The sequence below is a fragment of the Paraburkholderia sp. MM5496-R1 genome, from assembly GCF_050436205.1.
Classification (GTDB): domain Bacteria; phylum Pseudomonadota; class Gammaproteobacteria; order Burkholderiales; family Burkholderiaceae; genus Paraburkholderia; species Paraburkholderia tuberum.
In genome coordinates this window covers 3513541-3534936 of the sequence record NZ_JBNDLT010000002.1, presented here as the reverse complement: position 1 = coordinate 3534936, position 21396 = coordinate 3513541, and the positions used below count along the sequence as shown (strand labels likewise).

General features: G+C 66.6%; 16 protein-coding genes. 10 read left to right on the top strand and 6 right to left on the bottom strand.

Annotation, left to right across the window (positions count from 1 at the left end; all coding sequences use genetic code 11):
* Positions 1-108 precede the first annotated feature (108 nt).
* A complete protein-coding gene (locus tag OKW38_RS23495; protein ID WP_429363268.1) occupies positions 109-1956 on the top strand; it encodes a tetratricopeptide repeat protein in 1848 nt (615 codons plus the stop codon).
* 74 nt (positions 1957-2030) lie between these two features.
* Here the strand turns inward: OKW38_RS23495 and OKW38_RS23490 are convergent, their stop codons facing one another.
* Entirely contained in the window at positions 2031-3332 is a 1302-nt protein-coding gene (locus tag OKW38_RS23490; protein WP_429363266.1) for an MFS transporter, read from the bottom strand.
* Between the two features lie 320 nt (positions 3333-3652).
* Between OKW38_RS23490 and OKW38_RS23485 the strand changes: the two genes are divergently transcribed.
* Positions 3653-4177 (top strand): GNAT family N-acetyltransferase, encoded by a 525-nt coding sequence (locus OKW38_RS23485; protein ID WP_018421404.1) that lies wholly within the window; start codon positions 3653-3655, stop codon positions 4175-4177.
* Between the two features lie 200 nt (positions 4178-4377).
* Complete coding sequence (locus OKW38_RS23480; protein WP_429363264.1) at positions 4378-5403, top strand: hypothetical protein; 1026 nt, start codon at positions 4378-4380, stop codon at positions 5401-5403.
* A gap of 9 nt (positions 5404-5412) precedes the next feature.
* Here the strand turns inward: OKW38_RS23480 and OKW38_RS23475 are convergent, their stop codons facing one another.
* From OKW38_RS23475 to OKW38_RS23465, 3 genes are all read right to left on the bottom strand, one after another.
* Positions 5413-6126 (bottom strand): DUF2968 domain-containing protein, encoded by a 714-nt coding sequence (locus OKW38_RS23475; protein ID WP_167368603.1) that lies wholly within the window; start codon positions 6124-6126, stop codon positions 5413-5415.
* A gap of 346 nt (positions 6127-6472) precedes the next feature.
* The gene (locus OKW38_RS23470) at positions 6473-7924 is read right to left on the bottom strand and encodes a gamma-glutamyl-gamma-aminobutyrate hydrolase family protein (protein WP_090801352.1); all 1452 of its coding nucleotides are present in this window, start codon (positions 7922-7924) and stop codon (positions 6473-6475) included.
* Positions 7925-8052: 128 nt separating this feature from the next.
* Positions 8053-9810: a cation:proton antiporter gene (locus tag OKW38_RS23465; protein ID WP_090801353.1), complete on the bottom strand. Its 1758-nt coding sequence runs from the start codon at positions 9808-9810 to the stop codon at positions 8053-8055.
* Positions 9811-10019: 209 nt separating this feature from the next.
* Between OKW38_RS23465 and OKW38_RS23460 the strand changes: the two genes are divergently transcribed.
* The 7 genes from OKW38_RS23460 to guaD all read left to right on the top strand — a co-directional run bounded on the left by OKW38_RS23460 (position 10020) and on the right by guaD (position 20028).
* A complete protein-coding gene (locus OKW38_RS23460) occupies positions 10020-11399 on the top strand; it encodes an amidase (RefSeq protein WP_429335134.1) in 1380 nt (459 codons plus the stop codon).
* Positions 11400-11527: 128 nt separating this feature from the next.
* Positions 11528-12037, top strand: a complete 510-nt coding sequence (locus OKW38_RS23455) for a disulfide bond formation protein B (RefSeq protein WP_429363262.1) — start codon at positions 11528-11530, stop codon at positions 12035-12037.
* A gap of 337 nt (positions 12038-12374) precedes the next feature.
* Positions 12375-13913 carry a xanthine dehydrogenase small subunit gene (xdhA, locus tag OKW38_RS23450; RefSeq protein ID WP_429363260.1) on the top strand — a complete coding sequence of 513 codons (1539 nt, stop codon included), beginning with the start codon at positions 12375-12377 and terminating at the stop codon, positions 13911-13913.
* Positions 13913-16402, top strand: coding sequence for a xanthine dehydrogenase molybdopterin binding subunit (gene xdhB, locus OKW38_RS23445; protein ID WP_429363259.1), 2490 nt, complete (start codon positions 13913-13915; stop codon positions 16400-16402). Before xdhA ends, xdhB begins: the two co-directional genes overlap by 1 nt.
* Complete coding sequence (gene xdhC / locus OKW38_RS23440) at positions 16383-17399, top strand: xanthine dehydrogenase accessory protein XdhC (protein ID WP_429363257.1); 1017 nt, start codon at positions 16383-16385, stop codon at positions 17397-17399. Before xdhB ends, xdhC begins: the two co-directional genes overlap by 20 nt.
* 47 nt (positions 17400-17446) lie before the next feature.
* Positions 17447-18511 (top strand): adenosine deaminase, encoded by a 1065-nt coding sequence (locus tag OKW38_RS23435; RefSeq protein ID WP_429363255.1) that lies wholly within the window; start codon positions 17447-17449, stop codon positions 18509-18511.
* Positions 18512-18663: 152 nt separating this feature from the next.
* Positions 18664-20028 carry a guanine deaminase gene (gene guaD / locus OKW38_RS23430; RefSeq protein ID WP_429363253.1) on the top strand — a complete coding sequence of 455 codons (1365 nt, stop codon included), beginning with the start codon at positions 18664-18666 and terminating at the stop codon, positions 20026-20028.
* A 78-nt stretch (positions 20029-20106) separates the two neighbouring features.
* Here the strand turns inward: guaD and OKW38_RS23425 are convergent, their stop codons facing one another.
* Together OKW38_RS23425 and OKW38_RS23420 are read right to left on the bottom strand one after the other, a co-directional pair.
* Positions 20107-20481: a hypothetical protein gene (locus OKW38_RS23425; RefSeq protein ID WP_187613239.1), complete on the bottom strand. Its 375-nt coding sequence runs from the start codon at positions 20479-20481 to the stop codon at positions 20107-20109.
* A gap of 11 nt (positions 20482-20492) precedes the next feature.
* Positions 20493-21305, bottom strand: a complete 813-nt coding sequence (locus OKW38_RS23420) for a hypothetical protein (RefSeq protein ID WP_429363251.1) — start codon at positions 21303-21305, stop codon at positions 20493-20495.
* Between the last annotated feature and the right edge of the window lie 91 nt (positions 21306-21396).

Here is a 21396-nt window from a genome sequence, read left to right as displayed (position 1 = left end):
TTCCATCCGTCGTTGCCCATGAACTCACGCTCCGCGCAAATCCGGGCCGCTTGCGCAAGTATGGGAAAATGCGCCCTCAGTCTGATTGATCCAAAAGCCCTCCCCGTCATGCAACCTGTATTTGACCGCGCGTTCGCGGCGCATCGTGACGGCCGCCTCGACGACGCCGAACGCGGCTACCGCGCCACGCTCGACCACGACCCCAGCCATGTCGACGCGCTGCATCTGCTCGGCGTGCTGCGTCACCAGCAGGGCCAGCACGCCGAAGCCGCGGCGCTGGTGCGGCGCGCGGTCGATCTGCGCCCCGAAGACGCGGCGCTGCAGCTGAACCTCGGCAATGCGCTGAAGGCGCTCGGCCAGATCGACGCCGCGATCGAGCAGTTCCGCAACGCGCTGACGCTCGCGCCGACCTTCCCGATGGCGCACTACAACCTCGGCAACGCGTACGCGTCGCAAGGCCGTCACGAAGACGCCGCCGATGCGTTCGAACGTTCGCTGCGCCTGCAGCCGAACGACGCGTCGTCGCACAACAATCTCGGCAACGCGCTGCACGCCCTCGGCCGTCACGCGGACGCGATCGCGTCGTTCCGGCGCGCGCTCGAGCTGCGCCCCGGTCACGCGGGCGCGCTGAACAACATGGGCATGTCGCTGAACGCGCTCGATCGACCGAACGAGGCAGTGCCCTGCTTCGAGGCCGCGCTCGCCGCCGAGCCGCGCTTCGTCGCCGCGCACTTCAATCTCGCGAATACGTTCGATGCGACCGGCCGCCATGCGCGGGCAGTCGCGTCATTTGAAGCGGCGCTGCGTCTGCAGCCGAACCTGCCGCCGGCGATCTATGGCATGGGCAACGCGCTCGCGTCGCTCGGCCGTGCCGAACAGGCGCTGCCGTATCTGGAGCGCGCGGTCGGGCTCGATCCGCAATTCGCGCTCGCGTGGCTTGCGCTCGGCACCGCGCACCAGGCGCTCGGCGCGCACGCGGCCGCGGTGCGCGCGCTCGATCAGGCGTTGCGGCTGCGCCCGGATCTCGCGTCCGCGCATATGAACCGTGCGCTCGCGTGGCTCGCGATGCGCGACTTCGAGCGCGGGCTGCCCGAATACGAATGGCGCTTGCAAACCGTCGCGCAACCGGTGATCCAGACGTTGCCGCGCTGGCACGGCGAGTCGATCGAAAAACACACGCTGCTGATCCATGCCGAACAGGGTTTCGGCGACACGCTGCAGTTCGTGCGCTTCGTACCGCGCGCAGCGCTTCGCGCCGCGCGCGTCGTGCTGGAAGTGCAGCCGCAGTTGGTGCCGCTCTTCGCGCCCGTCGCGCAGGCATGGCGCGTCTCGCTGATCGCGCAGGGCCAGCCGCGCCCCGCCGCCGATCTGCAGATTCCGCTCTTGAGCTTGCCGCTAGCGCTCGGCACGCGCTACGACACGATTGACGCGCGCACGCCCTATCTGAGCGTGCCGCCGGCCTATGGCCGCAAATGGCGCGGCTCGCTCGGCGGTCAGGCGAAGCGCAAGATCGGGCTCGCATGGTCGGGGCGCATCCAGCGCAACGAAACCCGCACGATGCCGCTCGCCGCGCTGGAGCCGCTGTTCGCACTGGATGGCATCGACTGGATCGTGTTGCAGCCCGATCTGTCCGAGGACGACCGCGCGGCGCTCGACGCGCATCCGCGCGCGGCCGCGATCCATCGCTTCGACCACCGCATCGGCGACTTCGCGGATACCGCGGCGATCGTCGAGCGGCTCGACGCGGTGGTGTCGATCGACACGTCGATCGCGCACCTCGCGGGCGCGCTGCGCAAGCCGCTGTGGCTGATGCTGCCGTTCGCCGCCGACTGGCGCTGGTTCGACGGCGACACGCGCAGCCCGTGGTATCCCGGCGCGACGCTCGTACGTCAGCCGCGGCCGGGCGCGTGGGATGAAGTCGTCGAGGTGGTCGCTGACGAATTGCGGCACGGGTAGCCACAGACCACGCGTCGCAAACAAAAGACCCCGCTAGCGCGGGGTCTTTTGTTTTCAGAACACGAAGTGAACCGTCAGGCCGCCCGATACTGACTGCGTGACTCCGGCGTGCGATACAGGAACAGCGTCGCGAGCAGACCGCAGATTGCCGCCACGCCGAGGACCAGGCCCGGCGCCGCCTTGTTGCTGGTCACATGGATCAGCAGCGTGGCGATGGCCGGCGTGAAGCCGCCGATCGTCGTCGCGAGACTGTACGCGAGCGAGAAGCCAGCGGTTCGCACTTCGACCGGCATCACTTCGGTCAGCGCGACGACCATCGCGCCGTTGTAGCAGCCGTACAGGAACGACAACCATAGCTGCACGGCGAGCAGACGCGCGAACGACGGTTCGGCGACGAGCCATTGCAGCGCCGGATACGCGGTGAGGATCGTCAGGATCGTGAACGCGAGCAGCACCGGACGGCGGCCGACGCGGTCCGACAACGCGCCGGACAACGGCAGCCAGATCAGATTCGAGATACCGACGCAGACGGTGACGACGAGCGCGTCGATCGCCGACAGCTTCAGCACTTCCTTGCCGAAGGTCGGCGTGTAAGCGGTGATCATGTAGAACGACACGGTCGTCATGACGACCATGCCCATGCCGCCCAGCACGATCGGGTAGTTCGCGAGCATCGACTTCAGGATCTCGCCCACGCTCGGACGATGCTTGCGCGCCGTGAACTCCTCGGTTTCCTGCAGCGAGCGGCGGATGATGAACAGGAACGGCACGATCAGACAGCCGATCAGGAACGGCACGCGCCAGCCCCACGCGAACATCTGCTCGGCGGGCAGAATCTTGTTGAGCCCCACGCCGATCAGCGCGGCGAATACCACCGCGACCTGCTGGCTGCCCGATTGCCACGAGCAATAGAAGCCCTTGTTGCCCTTCGTCGCGATCTCCGACAGATACACCGACACGCCGCCGAGCTCGGCGCCGGCGGAGAAGCCTTGCAGCAGCCGGCCGAGCAGCACCAGCACGGGCGCCACGAGCCCGATGGTCGCGTAGCCCGGTATCGTCGCGACCGTCAGCGTGCCGAGCGCCATCAGGCTCAGTGTGAGGATCAGGCCTTTGCGACGACCGTGATGGTCGATGTAGGCGCCGAGCACGATCGCGCCGAGCGGACGCATCAGGAAGCCCGCGCCGAACACGGACAGCGACAGCATCAGCGACGCGAAATCGCTGCCGCCAGGAAAGTAGGTCTTGGCGATCGCGGAAGCGTAGTAGCCATAGACCATGAAGTCGTACATTTCAAGAAAGTTGCCGCTGACAACGCGGAACACTGTCTTGACCTTGGATTCTTCGGTGGTGGAAGCGGCGTGGGTCGCTGTAGACATGACACTCTCGGATAGGCCCGCCGCCCTGTCGGACGGATCGACGCGGACGGTGACGAGCGGGCAGTTGAAACGATCCACTGCTTGGCAAGCGGATGCTGCAGGCGAACGCACAGGCATAAGCAAGTGCGCCCGGGGGCGCCGCATTTTGCTGCTCACGGCGCTCATTCGATATCAGGGTAAACGCTGAGCTCGATGTCGGGCCGATGCCACGTAATGTTACTGCTGATAGGGTCGACGCGAAACGCATACAGTTTGCTTACGCGCGACACCCGCGGGCAGCGGTAGACTGTCCGCGCGAGGCCATTCAGTCGATTACGCCGATGCGAACCACCCCTGCTCTTTCCCTGCGCCCCGCCACGCTCGAGGACGCCGCGCTGATTGCGTCGATCCACAGCGCCAGTTGGCAGGCGACCTATCGCGGTCTGTTGCCCGACGCGTTCCTCGACGGCGAAGTCACGCGCGAACGCGCCGCCTATTGGGAAGCACGTCTCGGCGCGCCGGGCGGCGAGCGCCGCATCGTGCTGATCGCCGAGCTGGCCGGCGAGCCGGCCGGCTTCGTATGTGTCGAGCGCCAGCCCGAGTCCGCGTGGGGCGTGCTGCTCGACAACCTGCATGCGCTGCCCGGTTATCAGGGCATCGGCGTCGGCAAAACACTGATGCACGCAGCCGTAGACTGGACGCGCGCGCAAGGCGAGGCACAGCTGTACCTATACGTGCTCGAGGGCAATACGGCGGCGATCGGCTTTTACGAGCGACACGGCTGGCAGTTGGTCGGCGCGGAGCCCGATCAGATGGGCGGCGTGGATATCACCGCGTTGCGCTACGTGTACCGGTTGAAGGCTTGAACGCCGTGGTTGAGTGTGCGTGATGCGCGTGGCGTCGCGGGGACGGCGCGCGCCGGCGGTATTCCTGTTTTCGGAGTCATCTGAACGGTGGACGACGTAGTTTCGAGGCATGATTTTCTGTTGCCGATGGCTTCATCGGCCCCCTACAGATTCCGTCACTGCCACACCGGTGAGCCTGTCCGAGACACCGGAAGAAACCGATGACCAGCACGCCACTCATCCTGATTGAAGGCGCATTCGCGCTTCCCCCTTTCCGTACGCTCGACCACCTGCCCGAACCGTTCGGCCGCGACTGGGCGTTGCTGTCCTGGCGAACCGGGCTCGATTCGCTGTATGCCGCGCTGCTGCGCACCGTGTGCGTCAGAGATCAGCAGTTGCTGTCGTATGGGCAGTGGGTGTCGATCGACGGCGTGCTGACCGGCGTGCTAACTGACATGAAGCGGCCGACAGAGACGCCCGTCGCGAACGCCACGCAGCCTGCCGGGGAACCGTCGAATACCGCGACGGCGGCGCATCCCGCTATGCAACGGAAGGTGCCTCAGGGTCCAATGCGAATCGCGCTCAAGGCCCGCTCGCCGCGAATCGCGCAGCGGCGCACTGTGCGGCATCGGCGAACGGTCGCGGCGAGTGCCGGCGTAATCGGCTGCGTCGCAGTGCTGGCGTGGTGGATCGTCGATCAGCCTCTGGCGCCGCGGCATATGGCCTCCGACATGCTGAAATCGGCGCAAGCTCTGAAGCCCCGTCGTGATGCGCCGGCGCCGGTAGAAAAGCGTCGTGCGCAGCATCTGGTTGCGAGTCCCGAGGCACCGGTGATTGCGGAGGCCGTCACACCGGCTCCTGTGCTTCCGCCATTACCTGCCGACGTGGCCGCCGCCGCACCCGCGCGCATCGCGGCTTTGCCTCAGCGCACCGCCACGCGACATGCGCCCACGCCGCGTGACGCGATTCGCTCATCGCCTCCGCGTCGTGCGCTTCGCGTGCAAACGCATCCGCTTCCGGTAAATCGGCATGCCGCGAATGACCCATCGCATGAAGCGCGCGTTCGTACCCGGTTCGGCGAAGACGGATACGCTGATGTAACGACGTTCGCCATGATGTCTTTGCGCGACGTCGCGCCGCTGCCGCGCTCCACCGTGTCGAACAATCTGCCGGCAAATAGCACCGAGTGGATGAACCACATATCGCAGCGTCGCGTCACCGAAATCCCGGAACAATTCGCGCAATGAGCGCTGCCGTTACTTCGACGCAGGCAAACCCGCTTCCGTCTGCTGCTGCAAGCGCGTGATCGCGCTCTGAAGCTGACGCAATTGCGCCTGCGCGTTGTCGCGCTCCGCGCGCAGCGCGAGCGCCTCGTCGCGCGTCTGCCGCTGCCGGTCGTCGACCTTCGCCTGCTGCGTGCGGGCGACGTCGAGATCGGTCTGCAGCCGTTGCGCCTGCTGCTGCGATATCGCGATGCTGCCCTGCAGATATGCATTCTGCGCCTGCAACCGCGTGCGATGAATCTCGGCGTCCGCGAGTTGCTGCGTCTGCTGCGCGAAACCGGCGTAGATCGCTTCCGCGCGCTCTGCCGAATCGCTCCTGATCACGCGCCAGAAATGCTTGTTCTGAAACAACGCGACGTAGTACGTCATCCGCGGCGGATGGAAGAACAGGCTCGCACCGTAGCTGCCGTTGTAGGTCGTGCGCAGTTCGCTGAGGTTCGCGTCGTGGATCAACTGGATCAAATCGGCGACGTCGCCGCGCGCGGCAGCGGGCGTATTCGCGGACACCTCGGGCTCAGCGACGGACTGGGGGCCAGCCTCTCGCGGCGCCAACTCCCCTGGAGCCGGCCGCGTGCCCGCCAGCGGCGCGCTCACGCTGTCCTGCTGTGCCACCGCAACACCCGTATGCCACAACGCATAGACACCGGCGAGCAACATAGCGCGCCGGATAACCAAGGAGTACTTCATATGCCTGCTCCACGCCGATCGAGAATGACGTTGGATTATCGCGCGGATTTATCGCGACGCGAAGCTCGTGGGCACTGTATGGACACGCTCGAAATCGAGATAGACGGTTGGCGCAGCGAACCACTCCATCCCGAAATCACAGTCGCAAAATAAAGACGCCACCCAGCTCGCACTCCTGACTATTTCGAGAGAAGAAAACGCACTGCCACATAACGTGACAGCGCGTCAGATGGATGGAATGGCTCCGTCGGGCTGCGGAAAACAGCGAAAGCGCGGGACCGATGCGCAACCACGCCGCGGACTCAACCTCGACCGCGCACGCCGCGCCAACGCAAACCCGCCTTGCTTAAAACCGCGTCTCCCGCGCGACCCGCAGGAACGTATCGAGCAACGGCGTGCAATCGAGCAGCTCCGGGCCGCCCGCGCGATGAAACTCCGGGTGCCACTGCACGCCCATCACGAACGGCGCGCGCCGGTAGCGCACGGCCTCGATGATGCCGTCCGACGCCGACACCGCCTCGATATTGAGATCGCGGCCCAGCGTCTTTACCGCCTGATGGTGGATCGAGTTGACGATCGCGTCGTGCCGTCCGGGGAACATGTTCAGCAGCGTCGAGCCATCCGGAAAATGCACGCCGTGCCGGTGCTGATCGTAGTTTTCGTTGACGTGGGCGTTCGCGGTGGGCACTTCGGTCGCGATGTCCTGATATAGCGTGCCGCCGAACGCGACATTGATCAGCTGACAGCCGCGACACACGCCGAGCACCGGCTTGCCCGATTCGACGAACTCGTGCAGCAGTTCGAGCTCGTACATGTCGCGCACGCGGTCACCGGGCCATTCGTGGCTGGCCGCCGATTCCGCATACGTCTGCGGCGACACGTCGGCGCCGCCTTGCAGCAGCAGGCCATCGAGATGCTTCGCATAGTCGCGCAGACGGATGTTGCTCGGGTGCAGCATGCCCTGATGACCAACGGTCGGGATCATGAACACCAGCACGTCGCGCGACATCACCCAGTGCGCGACCGACTCCTCCAGATACTGCAGCGTCTTGCCGCGCAAGCCCTTCGCGCCCGGTTCCGGGTGGAAGATGCGCGCCGACACGCCGATGCGCAGCGTGCGCTGCGTGATCCGCTGCCCCGCGCGATCGAACAGCTGCCGCGCGCGCGCCGCGATGATGCGGCCGAACACGCTCCACGCGGAGTCGCTCTGCTTCAGATAGCGCGGTGGCGACGGCGGCAGCGCGTTGGGTGGCGGCGGGTTCGTGGCGCTGAAATCGGGTGCCGCGCCGAAACCGGGCGGCGGCGAGCCGGGCGCGCGCGCCGCGGGTGCGGCGGCTGCCTCGGTGGCGATTTCGTCTTCGGTGGCGAGGTCCGCCGCGCTGCCGCCAGCCGCGCGCGGCTCGCCGGCGGCCACCGTCGGTTTCGCGAGCGGCTCGGGTTTCACCATGGTCGCGCCGCCGGCGTACGTACCAGCGCGCCGCACTTCGCGCTCGTGCACCTTGGCTTCCTGCCGCGCGGTCGATTCGGCGGCGGCGCTGCGCGCCTCGGCCGCGTCGCGCAGCCGCGCCGTGCGCGGATCTTCGGGCGTGACCGACGATGCGCTGAGCGGATCGTCGGTCGACGACCTCGCGGTCGCCTCCTCGGCCGTCGGGCTCGTGTCTTTGGCGGCCGACCGGATGGCATCTTCATGCGAGGGAGGAAGCGAGGCGGCCGGTTCGGCCGGCGCACTGCTCGGCGCGGGGGAGGCCGGCTGCGGACTGCCGGTCGTGCCGGCGTTTTCGGGTTTGTTTTCGCTCATGACTGTCGGACGGGCGCCTTACACGCGAACGAATGAATATGCCCTGATTATCCGTCAGTGCTGCAGGCCCCGCAAACCCGCACACAATTGCTCACATTGTTGCGAAGCGTTACACCGACCCCGATGACTCAAGGATCCGGCCGCTCTTCGAAGGTTTCCCGCAACGCGATCTGCATCGACGCATGAATTTTCACGCACCAGCGCCACACGAGCGCGAGCAGCAGCGCGGCGCACACGAGCACCGCGACGAGCAGGCCAGTCGGCGGCAGGATGCTGCCCGACAGCGCCGCCACCAGCAGAAACACGCCGATCATCGACACGATCGGCACAAGATCGGCGATCGCGTGACGCAGCGCGCTCGTGAAGCGTCCCGCGGTGGTCGGCTGCACGCCGACTTCGGCAAGCAGCAGCGCGAGCGACTTGGTCTTGCGATACACGGCCACGAGAAACGGCAGCGAAACGACGAGCGCGACGCTCCACTGCACGACGCGTTGCAGCGGCTCGTCGTCGAGCCAGTGCGCGAGCAGCCGGCCGCTATGCGGCGCGCTATACGACACGGCGAGGAAAATGGCCGCGACGAGCGCGAGATTCACCGCGATCTGCAATACGATCCGCCGCGTCATGCCGATGAGCGTCGGCTCGCCGCGCGCCGTGATCAAACTGCGCAGCCATTGCCCGTACATGCCGAACACGTTGGACAACGTGGCGGGCATCGCCTGCCCGATGCGGCGCGTGAGCGGATCGGCGACGCGGATCAGATATGGCGTCGTCAGCGTCGTCAATGCCGACACGGCGACCGCGATCGGATACAGAAACCCGCTCGTCACCTTCAACGTCAGACCGAGCGTCGCGATGATGAACGAGAACTCGCCGATCTGCGACACGGTCATGCCGACGCGCATCGAGGTGCGCGCGTCCTGCCCCGACAGAAACGTGCCGAGCCCGCACGACACGATCTTGCCGACGATCACCGCGAGCGTGATCACGGCGATCGGCCACGCGTAGTCGAGCATCACGGCCGGGTTCAGCATCAGTCCGATCGTCACGAAGAAGATCGCGGAAAACGCGTCGCGCAGCGGCGCGATCAGATGCTCGATCCGATGCAGATGGCGCGACTCGGCCATGATCGCGCCGATCAGGAACGCGCCGAGCGCGATGCTGTAATCGAGCTTGACGACCAGCAGACAGAAGCCGAAGCAGAAGCCGAGCACGGACACGAGCATCATCTCGTCGCTGCCCGTGCGCGCGACGTAGTTCAGCGCGCGCGGCACGAACAGCACGCCGACCAGCAGCGACACCGTCATGAACAGCAGCAGCTTGCCGAGCGTGACGGCCGCGAGCCCGGCCGACAGTTGCCCGGTCTGCGCGATGCCGGTCAGCAGCACGAGCATCGCGATACCGAGAATGTCCTCGACGATCAGAATGCCGAACACGAGCTGCGCGAAGCTTTCACGTTTGAGTCCGAGATCGGACAGCGCCTTCACGATGATCGTCGTGGACGAGATCGCGAGGATCGCGCCGAGGAACAGCGAGTCCATCGGAGTCCAGCCGAACGCGCTGCCGATCTCGTAGCCGATCCACAGCATCAGCACGATTTCGGACAGCGCGGCGACGATCGCCGTCGCGCCGACCTCGAACAGCTTGCGCAGGCTGAATTCGAGGCCCAGCGAAAACATCAGGAACACGACGCCCAGCTCGCCGAGCGTCTGGATCGTCTGTTCGTCGTGGATCAATTGGAACGGCGGCGTGTACGGTCCGATGATCACGCCGGCCGCGATATAGCCGAGCACCACCGGCTGCTTCAGCCGATGGAACAGCACGGTGACGACGCCGGCCAGCGCCATCACGACGGCCAGATCCTGGATGAAGCCGATACCATGGTGCATGAGCGCTTTCCTTACAAACAGTAATCTCGGAAAGCGCAGTGTAGCAAACGAACCGGCCAGCTTTTTGGCGAATTCGCGCGCCGCGCCGCCAGTAGCAGGCCGCGCGGCCGCAAAACCTTGCTCTACAATGCGGACGGACCTTTCCCTTTGGCTCCGCACTGCCTCGCTCATGCGCCCGCGCTACGCTCAACCGGATTTCTACCGACATCATGGCCACTGAATTCGCCCCTTTCCCGCCGCTTGCCCAGCTTGCCGCCGATCTCGCCGCCGGCCGCACGACGAGCCGCGCGCTCGTCGAAACCGCGCTGGACCGGATCGCCGATCCGGCTGGCCAGGGCGCCGCCGTCTTCATGCACGTCGACACCGACGCCGCGCGCGCCGCCGCCGACGCGCACGACCGCCTGCGCGCGGCCGGCACCGTGCTCTCGCCGCTCGCCGGGATTCCCGTGTCGGTCAAGGACCTGTTCGACATCGAAGGCCAGCCGACCCGCGCGGGCTCCGTCGTGCTCGCCGACGCGCCCGCCGCGAAGGCCGACGCGGTCGCGGTCGCGCGTCTGAAGCGGGCCGGCGCCGTGATCGTCGGGCGGACCAACATGAGCGAGTTCGCGTTTTCCGGACTCGGCCTGAATCCGCACTACGGCCATCCGCTGTCGCCGTACCGGCGCGGCGTGAAGGGCGACGAGCGGATTTCGGGCGGCTCGTCGTCGGGCGCGGCCGCATCGGTCGCCGACGGCATGGCCGCGGTCGCGCTCGGCACCGACACCGGCGGCTCGATCCGCATCCCGGCCGCCTTGTGCGGGCTGACCGGCTTCAAGCCGACCGCCGCGCGCATCCCGAAGCAGGGCGGCGTGCCGCTGTCGTCGACGCTCGATTCGTTCGGGCCGATCGGCGTGTCGGTCGCATGCTGCGCGCTGGTCGACCGGATGCTCGCCGGGCTCGAGCCGCGCATCCCGGCCGCGCGGCCGCTCGAAGGCGTGCGCCTCGGCGTGCTGACCAATTTCGTGACCGACGGCGTCGAGCCCGAAGTCGCGCGCGCGATCGATACCGCGCTCAAGCATCTGGAGGCGGCCGGCGCGATCGTCAGCGAGGTGCGCTTCGCGCCGCTCGACCGGCTGCCGGAGATCAACCGCTTCGGCTTTTCGTCGATCGAGGCGTATGCGTGGCATCGTCCGCTGCTCGACAAGCATCGCGAGCAGTACGATCCGCGCGTGCTCGTGCGCATCATGAAGGGGCAACCGGCTAGCGCGGTCGATTATCTGGACCTCGTCGCCGAGCGCGACGCGATGCTCGACGAAGCCGCGCGCACGCTGTGGCAGCGTTTCGACGCGGTCGTCGCGCCGACCGTGCCGGTCGTGCCGCCGCGCCTCGCCGACCTGCTCGACGACGACGACGCGTTCGGCCGCACCAATGCGCTGATCCTGCGCAATCCGAGCGCGTTCAACTTCCTCGATAGCTGCGCGCTGTCGCTGCCGTGCCATCTGCGCGGCGACGCGCCGGTCGGCCTGATGCTGGCGGGCGCACCGCACGCCGACGACGCGCTGCTCGCGATCGGCCGCGCGGCCGAGGCAGTGCTGAAAGCGATCCGGTAAAGAGGGCCGGGGTTGGCTGCCCGGCGCGGTCGCCGCCGCGCCAATGTTCAGGCAATAAGTGGCGCGGCCGGGGTTCGCGCTAGAATCGCGGGCACCCGCCCTTTCGTCTCCAGACCAATCGATGATCCATGACTAACGACTCCGCAATACTGCGCCGCGAGCGCACCCTGCTGGTTCTGCTCGGCCTGATCTGCGTCGCCCTCGTGGGCGGTGCGTTGTATCTGCAGTTCGGCCTGCGCGAAGACCCGTGCCCGCTGTGCATCATCCAGCGCTATTTCTTCCTGCTGATCGCGATCTTCGCGTTCCTCGGCGCGAGCTTCAGGCACTGGCGCGGCGTGCGCCTGCTCGAAGTGATGGCGGCGCTGTCGGCGCTCGCCGGCATCGCGACCGCGGCGCGCCATGTGTACATCCAGGCGAATCCTGGCTTCAGCTGCGGCTTCGACGCACTGCAGCCGGTGGTCGACAGCCTGCCCCCCGCGCACTGGCTGCCGAGCGTGTTCAAGGTTGCGGGCCTGTGCGAAACCGCCTATCCGCCGATTCTCGGGCTGACGCTGCCGATGTGGTCGGGCGTCGCGTTTATCGTCGCGTTCGTCGCGCTGGTGCTGAGCCTCGTGCGCAATCGCCGTCGGGTGGCCTGACGGCGGTGAAACCTGGTCGAGCGAGCTTCGAACGCCGTCTGAAGCGCCGAACTCGCCGCCAGGGCGCTTACCGATTCGCATCGCCAATGACGCCGGACTTCGTGTTGCCCATGCCGGGCACCGAAGTCCGGCGTTTTTTCTGCGCGACGTTCCCGCCTCGGCGCGAATCGTACCCGGATCATGACCGCCGCCGCATGAGCTTCATGCGACATGGGAAATATTTTCGGGCCGGGGTAGTGCTATCTTCGGGTATGGATGGCGATCTACGTGCGCGAGGCCGGCTTTTTGCGACCCCATGCGTAACGCGCGCCCGGTCCGCACTGTCTTCCGATTCGCCATGACAACGCAAACCATCCGCTTCTACCATCAGGGGTCCGTCCGCGAGGTCGCGGGCGTGTCGGCGACGCGCACCGTGCTGCAGCACCTGCGCGAGGACTTACGCTGCACCGGCACCAAGGAAGGCTGCGCGGAAGGCGACTGCGGCGCATGCACGGTCGTGATCGGCGAACTCGATGCGCGCGGCGACCTCACGTTGAAGGCGGTCAACGCCTGCATCCAGTTCCTGCCGACACTCGACGGCCGCGCCCTCTTCACCGTCGAAGACCTGCGCGCCGCGAACGGCGCGCTGCATCCGGTGCAGCAGGCGTTGGTCGACTGCCACGGTTCGCAATGCGGCTTCTGCACACCCGGCTTCGTCATGTCGATGTGGGCGCTCTACGAGAACCAGCCCGTCAGCGCCGGCCTGCCGACCCGCCATGAAATCGACGCCGCGCTGTCCGGCAATCTGTGCCGCTGCACGGGCTACCGGCCGATCATCGACGCCGCGCAGAAGATGTTCGACTACGCGCAGCATCCGCGCGTCGCGCTCGACCGCGAGGCCATCGCGACCACGCTGCGCACGCTGCAACGCGAAGACACGTTCGAATACAGCGCGCCCGGCATCCGCGGCGCCGCCTTCGGCTCGCCCACCTTCCACGCCCCGCTCACGCTCGACGCGTTCGCGACGCTGCGCGCGCAGCACCCGGACGCGCGCATCGTCGCGGGCAGCACCGACGTCGGCTTGTGGGTCACCAAGCAGTTCCGCGATCTCGGCGACTTGCTGTACACCGGCAACGTCGCGGAACTGAAGACGATCGCGCGCGACGCGCAAACGCTGACCATCGGTGCGGCGGTCACGCTCGAAGACGCGTACGCGGCGCTCACCGCCGACTACCCCGAACTCGCCGAACTATGGACGCGCTTCGCATCGCTGCCGATCCGCAATGCGGGCACGCTCGGCGGCAACGTCGCGAACGGCTCGCCGATCGGCGATTCGATGCCGGCGCTGCTCGCGCTCGGCGCCGACGTCGAGTTGCGCCGCGATCACACGACCCGCAACGTGCCGCTCGACGCGTTCTACCTCGGCTATCAGAAGACCACGCTCGCGGAAGGCGAATTCGTCAGCGCGCTGCGCGTGCCTCGCCCGGCTGACGCGCTGCGGTTTCGCACCTACAAGGTGGCGAAGCGTTACGACCAGGACATCTCGGCGGTGTGCGCGGCGTTTGCGCTGCACGTCGCGGAAGATGGCACGATCCGCGCGGCGCGGGTCGCGTTCGGCGGCATGGCGGCGACGCCGAAGCGGGCCGCGCATGCCGAAGCCGCGCTCAACGGCACGGCGTGGAACGAACCGACGGCCCGTCGCGCGATGGACGCGCTCGCCGCCGACTACCAGCCGCTCACCGACATGCGCGCGTCGAGCGCGTATCGGCTGAGGGTCGCGCGCAATCTGCTGTGGCGCTTCTACCTCGAAACGCGCGACGACGCGCCGCTCGCGCTCTGCGACGTGAACGCGTTCGCGTTCGAGGCCAACGCAATCGTCGTGAAGGAGTCGCCGTGATGAACCGGACCGATGCCTTTATCGAACCCGCGGGCGCGCGTGCCGATCAACGCGAGGACGCGTCGATCGGCGTACCGCTGCCGCACGAATCCGCCGCGCTGCACGTGAGCGGCGAAGCGACCTACACGGACGACATCGCCGAGCTGCACGGCACGCTGCACGCGGCGCTCGGCCTGTCGCGCCATGCGCATGCGCGCATCGTGTCGATGGATCTCGACGCGGTGAGAAACGCGCCCGGCGTGATCGCGGTGCTGAGTGCCGACGATATCCCCGGCGAAAACAATTGCGGCCCGGTGCTGCACGACGATCCGATCCTCGCCGACGGCGAAGTGCTCTATCTCGGCCAGCCGGTCTTCGCGGTGATCGCCGAGAGCCACGAACTCGCACGTCGCGCCGCCGCGCTCGCGAAAAGCGACGACGTGATCCGCTACGAGCCGCTCGACGCGATCCTCACCGTCGCCGATGCGAAAGCCGCAAAGCAGTTCGTGCTGCCGCCACTGCATCTGCGGCGCGGCGACCCCGACGCGAAGATCGCCGCCGCGCCGCATCGACTGGCCGGCAGGTTCGAGGTCGGCGGTCAGGAGCAGTTCTATCTCGAAGGCCAGATCGCCTATGCGGTGCCGAAGGAAATGGACGGCATGCTCGTCTACAGCTCGACGCAGCATCCGAGCGAGATGCAGCAGGTCGTCGCGCACATGCTCGACTGGCCCGCGCATAACGTCGTCTGCGAATGCCGGCGCATGGGCGGCGGCTTCGGCGGCAAGGAATCGCAATCGGCGCTGTTCGCGTGCGTGGCCGCGCTTGCGGCGCAACGCCTGCGTCGCCCGGTCAAGCTGCGCGCCGATCGCGACGACGACTTTCTGATCACCGGCAAGCGCCACGATGCAGTCTACGAGTACGAAGCGGGCTTTGACGAGCAAGGCCGCCTGCTTGGCGTGCGCGTCGAAATCGCATTGCGCGCCGGCTATTCCGCGGATCTGTCCGGCGCGGTCGCGACGCGCGCGGTGTGCCACGTCGACAACGCGTACTACCTGTCCGACGTCGATATCGTCGCGCTGTGCTGCAAGACCAATACGCAGTCGAACACCGCGTTTCGCGGCTTCGGCGGACCGCAAGGCGCGCTCGTGATGGAGGTGCTGCTCGACGGCATCGCGCGCGAGCTGCGGCTCGATCCGCTCGACGTGCGGCTCGCGAATTACTACGGCGTCGGCGAACGCGATACGACGCCGTACGGACAACGCGTCGAAGACAACATCATCGCGCCGCTGACCGACGCGCTGCTAGATTCGAGTGACTACCGCGCGCGTCGCGCGGCACTCGCCGAATTCAATGCGAAGAGTCCCGTGCTCAAACGCGGCCTCGCGTTTTCGCCGGTCAAGTTCGGCATCTCGTTCAACGTGCCGTTCCTGAATCAGGCCGGCGCGCTCGTGCACGTGTACAAGGACGGCTCCGTGCTCGTCAATCACGGCGGCACCGAGATGGGCCAGGGGCTCAACACGAAAGTCGCGCAGGTGGTCGCGAATCAGTTCGGCTTGCCGTTATCGCGCGTCCGGGTGACCGCGACCGATACCTCGAAGATCGCCAACACGTCGGCAACGGCGGCCTCGACCGGCAGCGACCTGAACGGCATGGCCGCCGAAGCCGCCGCGCGGACGATCCGCGCGCGGCTCGCCGAACTCGCGGCGCGCCAGCTCGGTGGCGACGCGAACGACGTGCAGTTCGCGCGCGGCAGCGTGTCGGTGAACGGCGGCGCGCTGCCGTTCGAACAGCTCGTCAACGCCGCGTATCTCGCGCGCGTGCAGTTGTGGTCGGACGGTTTCTACGCGACGCCGAAAGTGCATTGGGATGCGAAGTCGCTGACCGGTCATCCGTTCTATTACTTCGCGTATGGTGCGGCGGTGTCGGAGGTCGTCGTCGATACGCTGACCGGCGAGTGGAAGCTCCTGCGCGCGGACTTGCTGCACGACGCGGGCCAGTCGATCAATCCGGCGATCGATCTCGGCCAGATCGAAGGCGGCTTCATTCAGGGCATGGGCTGGCTCACCACTGAAGAGCTATGGTGGAGCCGCGACGGCCGCCTGATGACGCACGCGCCGTCGACGTACAAGATTCCCGCGGTCAGCGACACGCCCGCCGCGTTCCACGTTCGGCTCTACGACAACAGCAACGCCGAGCCGACCGTGTTCCGCTCGAAGGCGGTCGGCGAGCCGCCGTTGCTGCTGCCGTTTTCGGTGTTTCTCGCGATTCGCGACGCGATCGCGGCCGCAGTGCCGGGCACGCGACATGCTACGCCGTTGCGCGCGCCGGCGACGCCCGAGGCGATACTCGATGCGCTGGACACGTTGAGTGCGATGAACGCGTCGCAGAACGCAGATCCGACCGAAGCCGCCGCGCACCCCGATAGCCCCGACACAAACACGCAACCCGCCGCGGAAACGCCCGACGCGGCCCCCCACGGAGAATCGCCGGATGCAAGCCTGGCTCACTGACCTGCAACATCTGCTCGCGCATGGCGACGCCGCCGTGCTGGTGACGGTCGCGCGCGTCGAAGGTTCGGCGCCGCGCGAAGCCGGCACGAAGATGATCGTCACGCGCGAGGCGGCCAAGCATACGATTGGCGGCGGCCACCTCGAATGGAAGGCGATCGAGACCGCGCGCCAGGTGCTGCGCGACGGCATGCGCGCGCCCCACATGCGGCGGCTCGAACGCTTCGCGCTGGGGCCGAGCCTCGGCCAGTGCTGCGGCGGCGCCGTGATCCTCGCGTTCGAGCGGCTCGACGTCGGCGATCTCGGCTGGCTCACGTCGCTCGCCAAGCGCCTCGCGGCGGGGCAATCGACGGTGCGCAGCGTATCATTCGGCCCCGCGCCGGATGCGGTGATGCTGTCCGAGCCCGAGCCCGGCCTCGACGGCGCCGACTGTCTGCTGTGGGACGGCGCCGGTTTCGACGACAGCAGCGCGCTCCTGACCGAAACCATCGCGCCGGGCGAATTCGCCGTCGTGCTGTTCGGCGCCGGTCACGTCGGCGCGGCGCTCGTGCGCGTGCTGGCGACACTGCCTTGCACGGTGCGCTGGGTCGACGAGCGCGACGCGCAGTTTCCGTCGCTCGATGCGCTGCACGCGCCGAACGTGAGGATCGACGCGAACGACGCACCCGACGAGGCGATCGATCAGGCCGCGCCGAACACGTACTTCGTCGTGATGACGCACAACCACGCGCGCGATCTCGAACTGGCCGAACGCATCCTGCGGCGCGGCGACTTCGCGTTCTTCGGCATGATCGGCTCGCATACCAAGCGCAAGCAGTTCGAGCATCGGCTCGCGGCTCGCGGCATCGATCCGGCGCGGATCGCGCGGATGAAATGTCCGCTCGGCGTCGACGGCATCGTCGACAAGTCGCCCGAGGTCATCGCGATCTCGGCGGCCGCGCAGGTGCTGCAGGCCGTCGAGGCGAACGCGGGTGCGCGCCACCCGACGCAGGCGGTTTGATACGCGGCCTGCGCCGCTCGTTACCCAACACACAATTCCAAACCACGATGAACCCGACAACCGCTACCCCTGTTTCCTCCGTTACGCTCGCCGACAAAACCGCGCGCGCACCGAAGGCCGAGCTGCATATCCACATCGAAGGCTCGCTCGAACCCGAGCTGATTTTCGCGCTCGCGCAACGCAACGGCGTGAAGCTCGCCTACGACTCGGTGGAAGCCTTGCGCGCCGCCTATGCGTTCACCGACCTGCAATCGTTCCTCGACATCTACTACGCGGGCGCGAGCGTGCTGCTGCACGAGCAGGACTTCTACGACATGACGATGGCCTACGTCGAGCGCTGTCTCGCCGACAACGTCGTGCATAGCGAAATCTTTTTCGACCCGCAGACGCATACCGAGCGCGGCGTGCGGATCGCGACCGTCGTGGCCGGCATCGAACGCGCGCTCGCCGACGCGGAGAAGCGCGGCATGTCGAGCAAGCTGATCCTGTGTTTCCTGCGCCATCTGTCCGAGGACGATGCGCTCGCCACCTTCGACGAAGCGCTGCCGCTGTTCGAACAGTACGAGCATCGGCTGATCGGCGTCGGGCTCGATTCGTCGGAACGCGGTCATCCGCCGTCGAAGTTCGAGCGCGTGTTCGCGAAGGCGCGCGCGCTCGGTCTGAAGCTCGTCGCGCATGCGGGCGAGGAAGGCCCGCCGTCCTACATCTACGAGGCGCTCGACGTGCTGAAGGTCGACCGCGTCGATCACGGCGTGCGCAGCATCGAGGACCCCGCGCTCGTCACGCGTCTCGCCGATACGCGCGTCGCGCTGACCGTGTGCCCGCTATCGAACCTGAAGCTGTGCGTGTTCGACGACCTGACCAGGCACACGCTGAAAGACCTGCTCGATCGCGGCGTCGCGGTGACCGTCAATTCCGACGATCCGGCCTATTTCGGCGGCTACGTGAACGCGAACTATCTGGCGACGATCGACGCGCTGAAGCTCGACGACGCCGAGGTCTACACGATCATCCGCAACGGCTTCGAGGCGTCGTTCGTGACGCCCGAGGAACGCGCCATGCTGATCGGTAAGCTCGACGCGCGTATTGGCGGCACTGAGTGGCAGCACTGAGCCGCGCGCCGACGGATTTCAACTGACGGGCCTCGACCGACGTCGGCGGCCGGCGGCTTCGCTTCGTTCGTGCAAACGGCAACGACCCGAACCGGGAAGCCGCTGCCGCTGCCTGCGCCGCCCAGCTTTCAACATTCGGAGACAGCTTTTCCATGACTGAATCGGCTCATACCGCGCAAGTGGCGCAAGCGGCATTCCGCGCCCCTCTGCTGACCTTCAACGGCGATCCGGCGCACGCGCCGAACGCCGTGGTGTTCCACGAGGACGGTCTCCTGATCGTGGAAGACGGCCGCGTCGTCGCGGCGGACGCGTATGCGGCGCTCGCGTCGCGGCTCGCGCCCGGCACGCAGGTCGTGGAGCGGCGCGACAAGCTGATCGTGCCGGGCTTCATCGATACCCACATCCACTATCCGCAGACCGACATGATCGCGTCGCCGGCGCCGGGTCTGCTGCCGTGGCTCGACACGTACACGTTCCCAACCGAGCGCCGCTTCGCCGACATCGCGCACGCCCGCGACACGGCGAGCTTTTTCCTCGACGAACTGCTCGCCTGCGGCACGACGACCGCGCTCGTGTACTGCACGGTGCACAAGGAATCCGCCGACGCCCTCTTCGCCGAGAGCGAAGCGCGCAATCTGCGCATGGTCGCGGGCAAGGTGCTGATGGACCGCCACTGCCCGGCGTTCCTGCGCGACACCGCGCAATCGGGCTACGACGACAGCGCCGAGCTGATCGGCCGCTGGCACGATCGCGGCCGCCAGATGTACGCGCTGACGCCGCGCTTCGCGCCGACCTCGACCGAGGCGCAGCTCGAAGCATGCGGCGCGCTCGCGCGGCTGCATCCGGACGTGTTCATTCAGAGCCACGTGGCCGAGAACACCGACGAGGTGAAATGGGTCGCCGAGCTGTTCCCCGGCCACCGCAGCTATCTCGACATCTACGATCACTATGGGCTCTTGCGCCGTCGCGCGGTGTACGGCCATTGCATCTACCTCGACGACGAGGACCGCAAGCGCATGGCGCAAACCGGCGCGCTCGCCTCGCACTGTCCGACCTCGAACCTGTTCCTCGGCAGCGGCCTGTTCGACTTCGACAAGGCCGACTCGGCCGGCATGCCGATCGCGCTCGCGACCGACGTCGGCGGCGGCACGTCGTTCTCGATGCTGCAGACGATGAACGAAGCGCACAAGGTTGCGCGCCTCGGCGGCCATCATCTGACGGCGACGCGCATGTTCTATCTCGCGACCGCCGGCGCGGCCGAAGCGCTCGATCTCGGCGACAAGATCGGCACGCTGAGGGACGGCTCGGAAGCAGACTTCGTCGTGCTCGATCCGCAGGCGACGCCGCTGCTCGCGCGCCGCACCGCGCGGCGCGAATCGCTCGAGGAGCTGCTGTTCGCATTCGCGCTGCTCGGCGACGATCGCGCCGTGTATGAAACGTATGCGGCCGGCAAGTGCGTGCATCGCCGCGACGACGCGCGCCAGCGCGTGCCGGGGCGCGCGAAGATCGCGGCTTGACACCAGCTTCGGTTGAGACGCCCCAGTTGCAGAAGAAACGCTAGTGCGCGTCCTGGTCCGCGAGTGCTCACAAATTGGCTATTCAGTGTCAATTTCGAGCGTCTCAAATTCGACGGCAATCTCAGCGCCAACTGTTGAGAAAACGTATGCGATATGGTCGGCACGGCGCTTTCCAAAATGCGCGGATTTCTTGAGTACCTCGATTGCCGCGGCGTATGCCTCATCACCGGGTTTCAACACCTCAATCGAATTGACGATGTTCAACAATCCACCATCAACGATGCTTGCTCGCGTCACTCCAAGAAAGGTAACGGTCGCGCGCCGGCTCTCATCGTACAACCCAAGTGTTAGTACGTTTGGTGTATCGGCGCCACCTTCCTTGCTGGTCGCAATCGCATCCAGGTACCAGTCATGAAAACCGCCGAACTGTTCTAGTGCATCTGTGATGGTCATGGTGGCTTGTCCTATGGAAGTATGGAGACCGGCCAGCCGTGATCGCGGCCCTGGTCGTCCCAGTTGTGGGCGTGCGGATTTGGCTGGCCATGATGGTTGTCGAAGTCAATATCAACGGTCGGGGTGCCTTGTGAACCGTACATCCGCCATTGCTTCTTTTTCCCCGGCGCGTTCTCAACCCACGTGTTGGGCATACCCTCAAACGGGATTCCAGCCAGTTCCGTCGAATCCCCCGACACGTCGTTAGCGTAGTATGCAAACGGCTGGGCATCGCCGAGCAGCGTTGAGGCGCCCGCATCGTGGGCCAGATCGCCGTCGCTGCTGCTGGCTGCCGTGGCTGCGCGTGGAGCGATCAGCCCGGTTTGCCGGGTGGCTGGATCAGCCCGGCCGGACAGCATGGGTTCCCCGTTCGGGAGACCGACGGCCCTCGCCGCGAGATTGCTCAACGGCGTGCTGTGGGGGGATGGAAACAGGTCAGCCCGAGGGCCTTTAATGGCAAGACGAGCACCTCTGCGCAGATCGTCGAGAAGCGCATTAATGATCCACCAGCCATCGGTGTTGCGGTTCCAGTTTCGCACACCATCAAACGCCAGCAACTGACGATCAATGAGACGCCTGACCAGCGTTAGGTCCTCCTCCCACTTTCGCTGATTCAATCTGGCAATACTGAGAAATTCCTGGGTCTCCGCCTTGGCCTTCTGAAGGTCTGCGGCCCTTCCGAGGCACGCCTTGTAGTGCCGCTCATCGCAGATGACATAACATGCACCGAGGGGCCTTTGACAGCGCAGCTCCACGGAGTGCATTTCAAATACGGACAAGGACATAGGCGTGTCGACGATCTATTTGAAGTTGCTGCCCGGATTGGCAGCATCCAGATAGATACCGTGCTCGGGGTCGTCCGTATATGGGCGACAG

Excerpts from the sequence above, each read along its gene's own strand:
- OKW38_RS23495 (WP_429363268.1), top strand. The coding sequence starts at position 109 with ATGCAACCTGTATTTGACCGCGCGTTCGCGGCGCATCGTGACGGCCGC.
- OKW38_RS23490 (WP_429363266.1), bottom strand. The coding sequence starts at position 3,332 with ATGTCTACAGCGACCCACGCCGCTTCCACCACCGAAGAATCCAAGGTC.
- OKW38_RS23485 (WP_018421404.1), top strand. The coding sequence starts at position 3,653 with ATGCGAACCACCCCTGCTCTTTCCCTGCGCCCCGCCACGCTCGAGGAC.
- OKW38_RS23480 (WP_429363264.1), top strand. The coding sequence starts at position 4,378 with ATGACCAGCACGCCACTCATCCTGATTGAAGGCGCATTCGCGCTTCCC.
- OKW38_RS23475 (WP_167368603.1), bottom strand. The coding sequence starts at position 6,126 with ATGAAGTACTCCTTGGTTATCCGGCGCGCTATGTTGCTCGCCGGTGTC.
- OKW38_RS23470 (WP_090801352.1), bottom strand. The coding sequence starts at position 7,924 with ATGAGCGAAAACAAACCCGAAAACGCCGGCACGACCGGCAGTCCGCAG.
- OKW38_RS23465 (WP_090801353.1), bottom strand. The coding sequence starts at position 9,810 with ATGCACCATGGTATCGGCTTCATCCAGGATCTGGCCGTCGTGATGGCG.
- OKW38_RS23460 (WP_429335134.1), top strand. The coding sequence starts at position 10,020 with ATGGCCACTGAATTCGCCCCTTTCCCGCCGCTTGCCCAGCTTGCCGCC.
- OKW38_RS23455 (WP_429363262.1), top strand. The coding sequence starts at position 11,528 with ATGACTAACGACTCCGCAATACTGCGCCGCGAGCGCACCCTGCTGGTT.
- xdhA (WP_429363260.1), top strand. The coding sequence starts at position 12,375 with ATGACAACGCAAACCATCCGCTTCTACCATCAGGGGTCCGTCCGCGAG.
- xdhB (WP_429363259.1), top strand. The coding sequence starts at position 13,913 with ATGAACCGGACCGATGCCTTTATCGAACCCGCGGGCGCGCGTGCCGAT.
- xdhC (WP_429363257.1), top strand. The coding sequence starts at position 16,383 with ATGCAAGCCTGGCTCACTGACCTGCAACATCTGCTCGCGCATGGCGAC.
- OKW38_RS23435 (WP_429363255.1), top strand. The coding sequence starts at position 17,447 with ATGAACCCGACAACCGCTACCCCTGTTTCCTCCGTTACGCTCGCCGAC.
- guaD (WP_429363253.1), top strand. The coding sequence starts at position 18,664 with ATGACTGAATCGGCTCATACCGCGCAAGTGGCGCAAGCGGCATTCCGC.
- OKW38_RS23425 (WP_187613239.1), bottom strand. The coding sequence starts at position 20,481 with ATGACCATCACAGATGCACTAGAACAGTTCGGCGGTTTTCATGACTGG.
- OKW38_RS23420 (WP_429363251.1), bottom strand. The coding sequence starts at position 21,305 with ATGTCCTTGTCCGTATTTGAAATGCACTCCGTGGAGCTGCGCTGTCAA.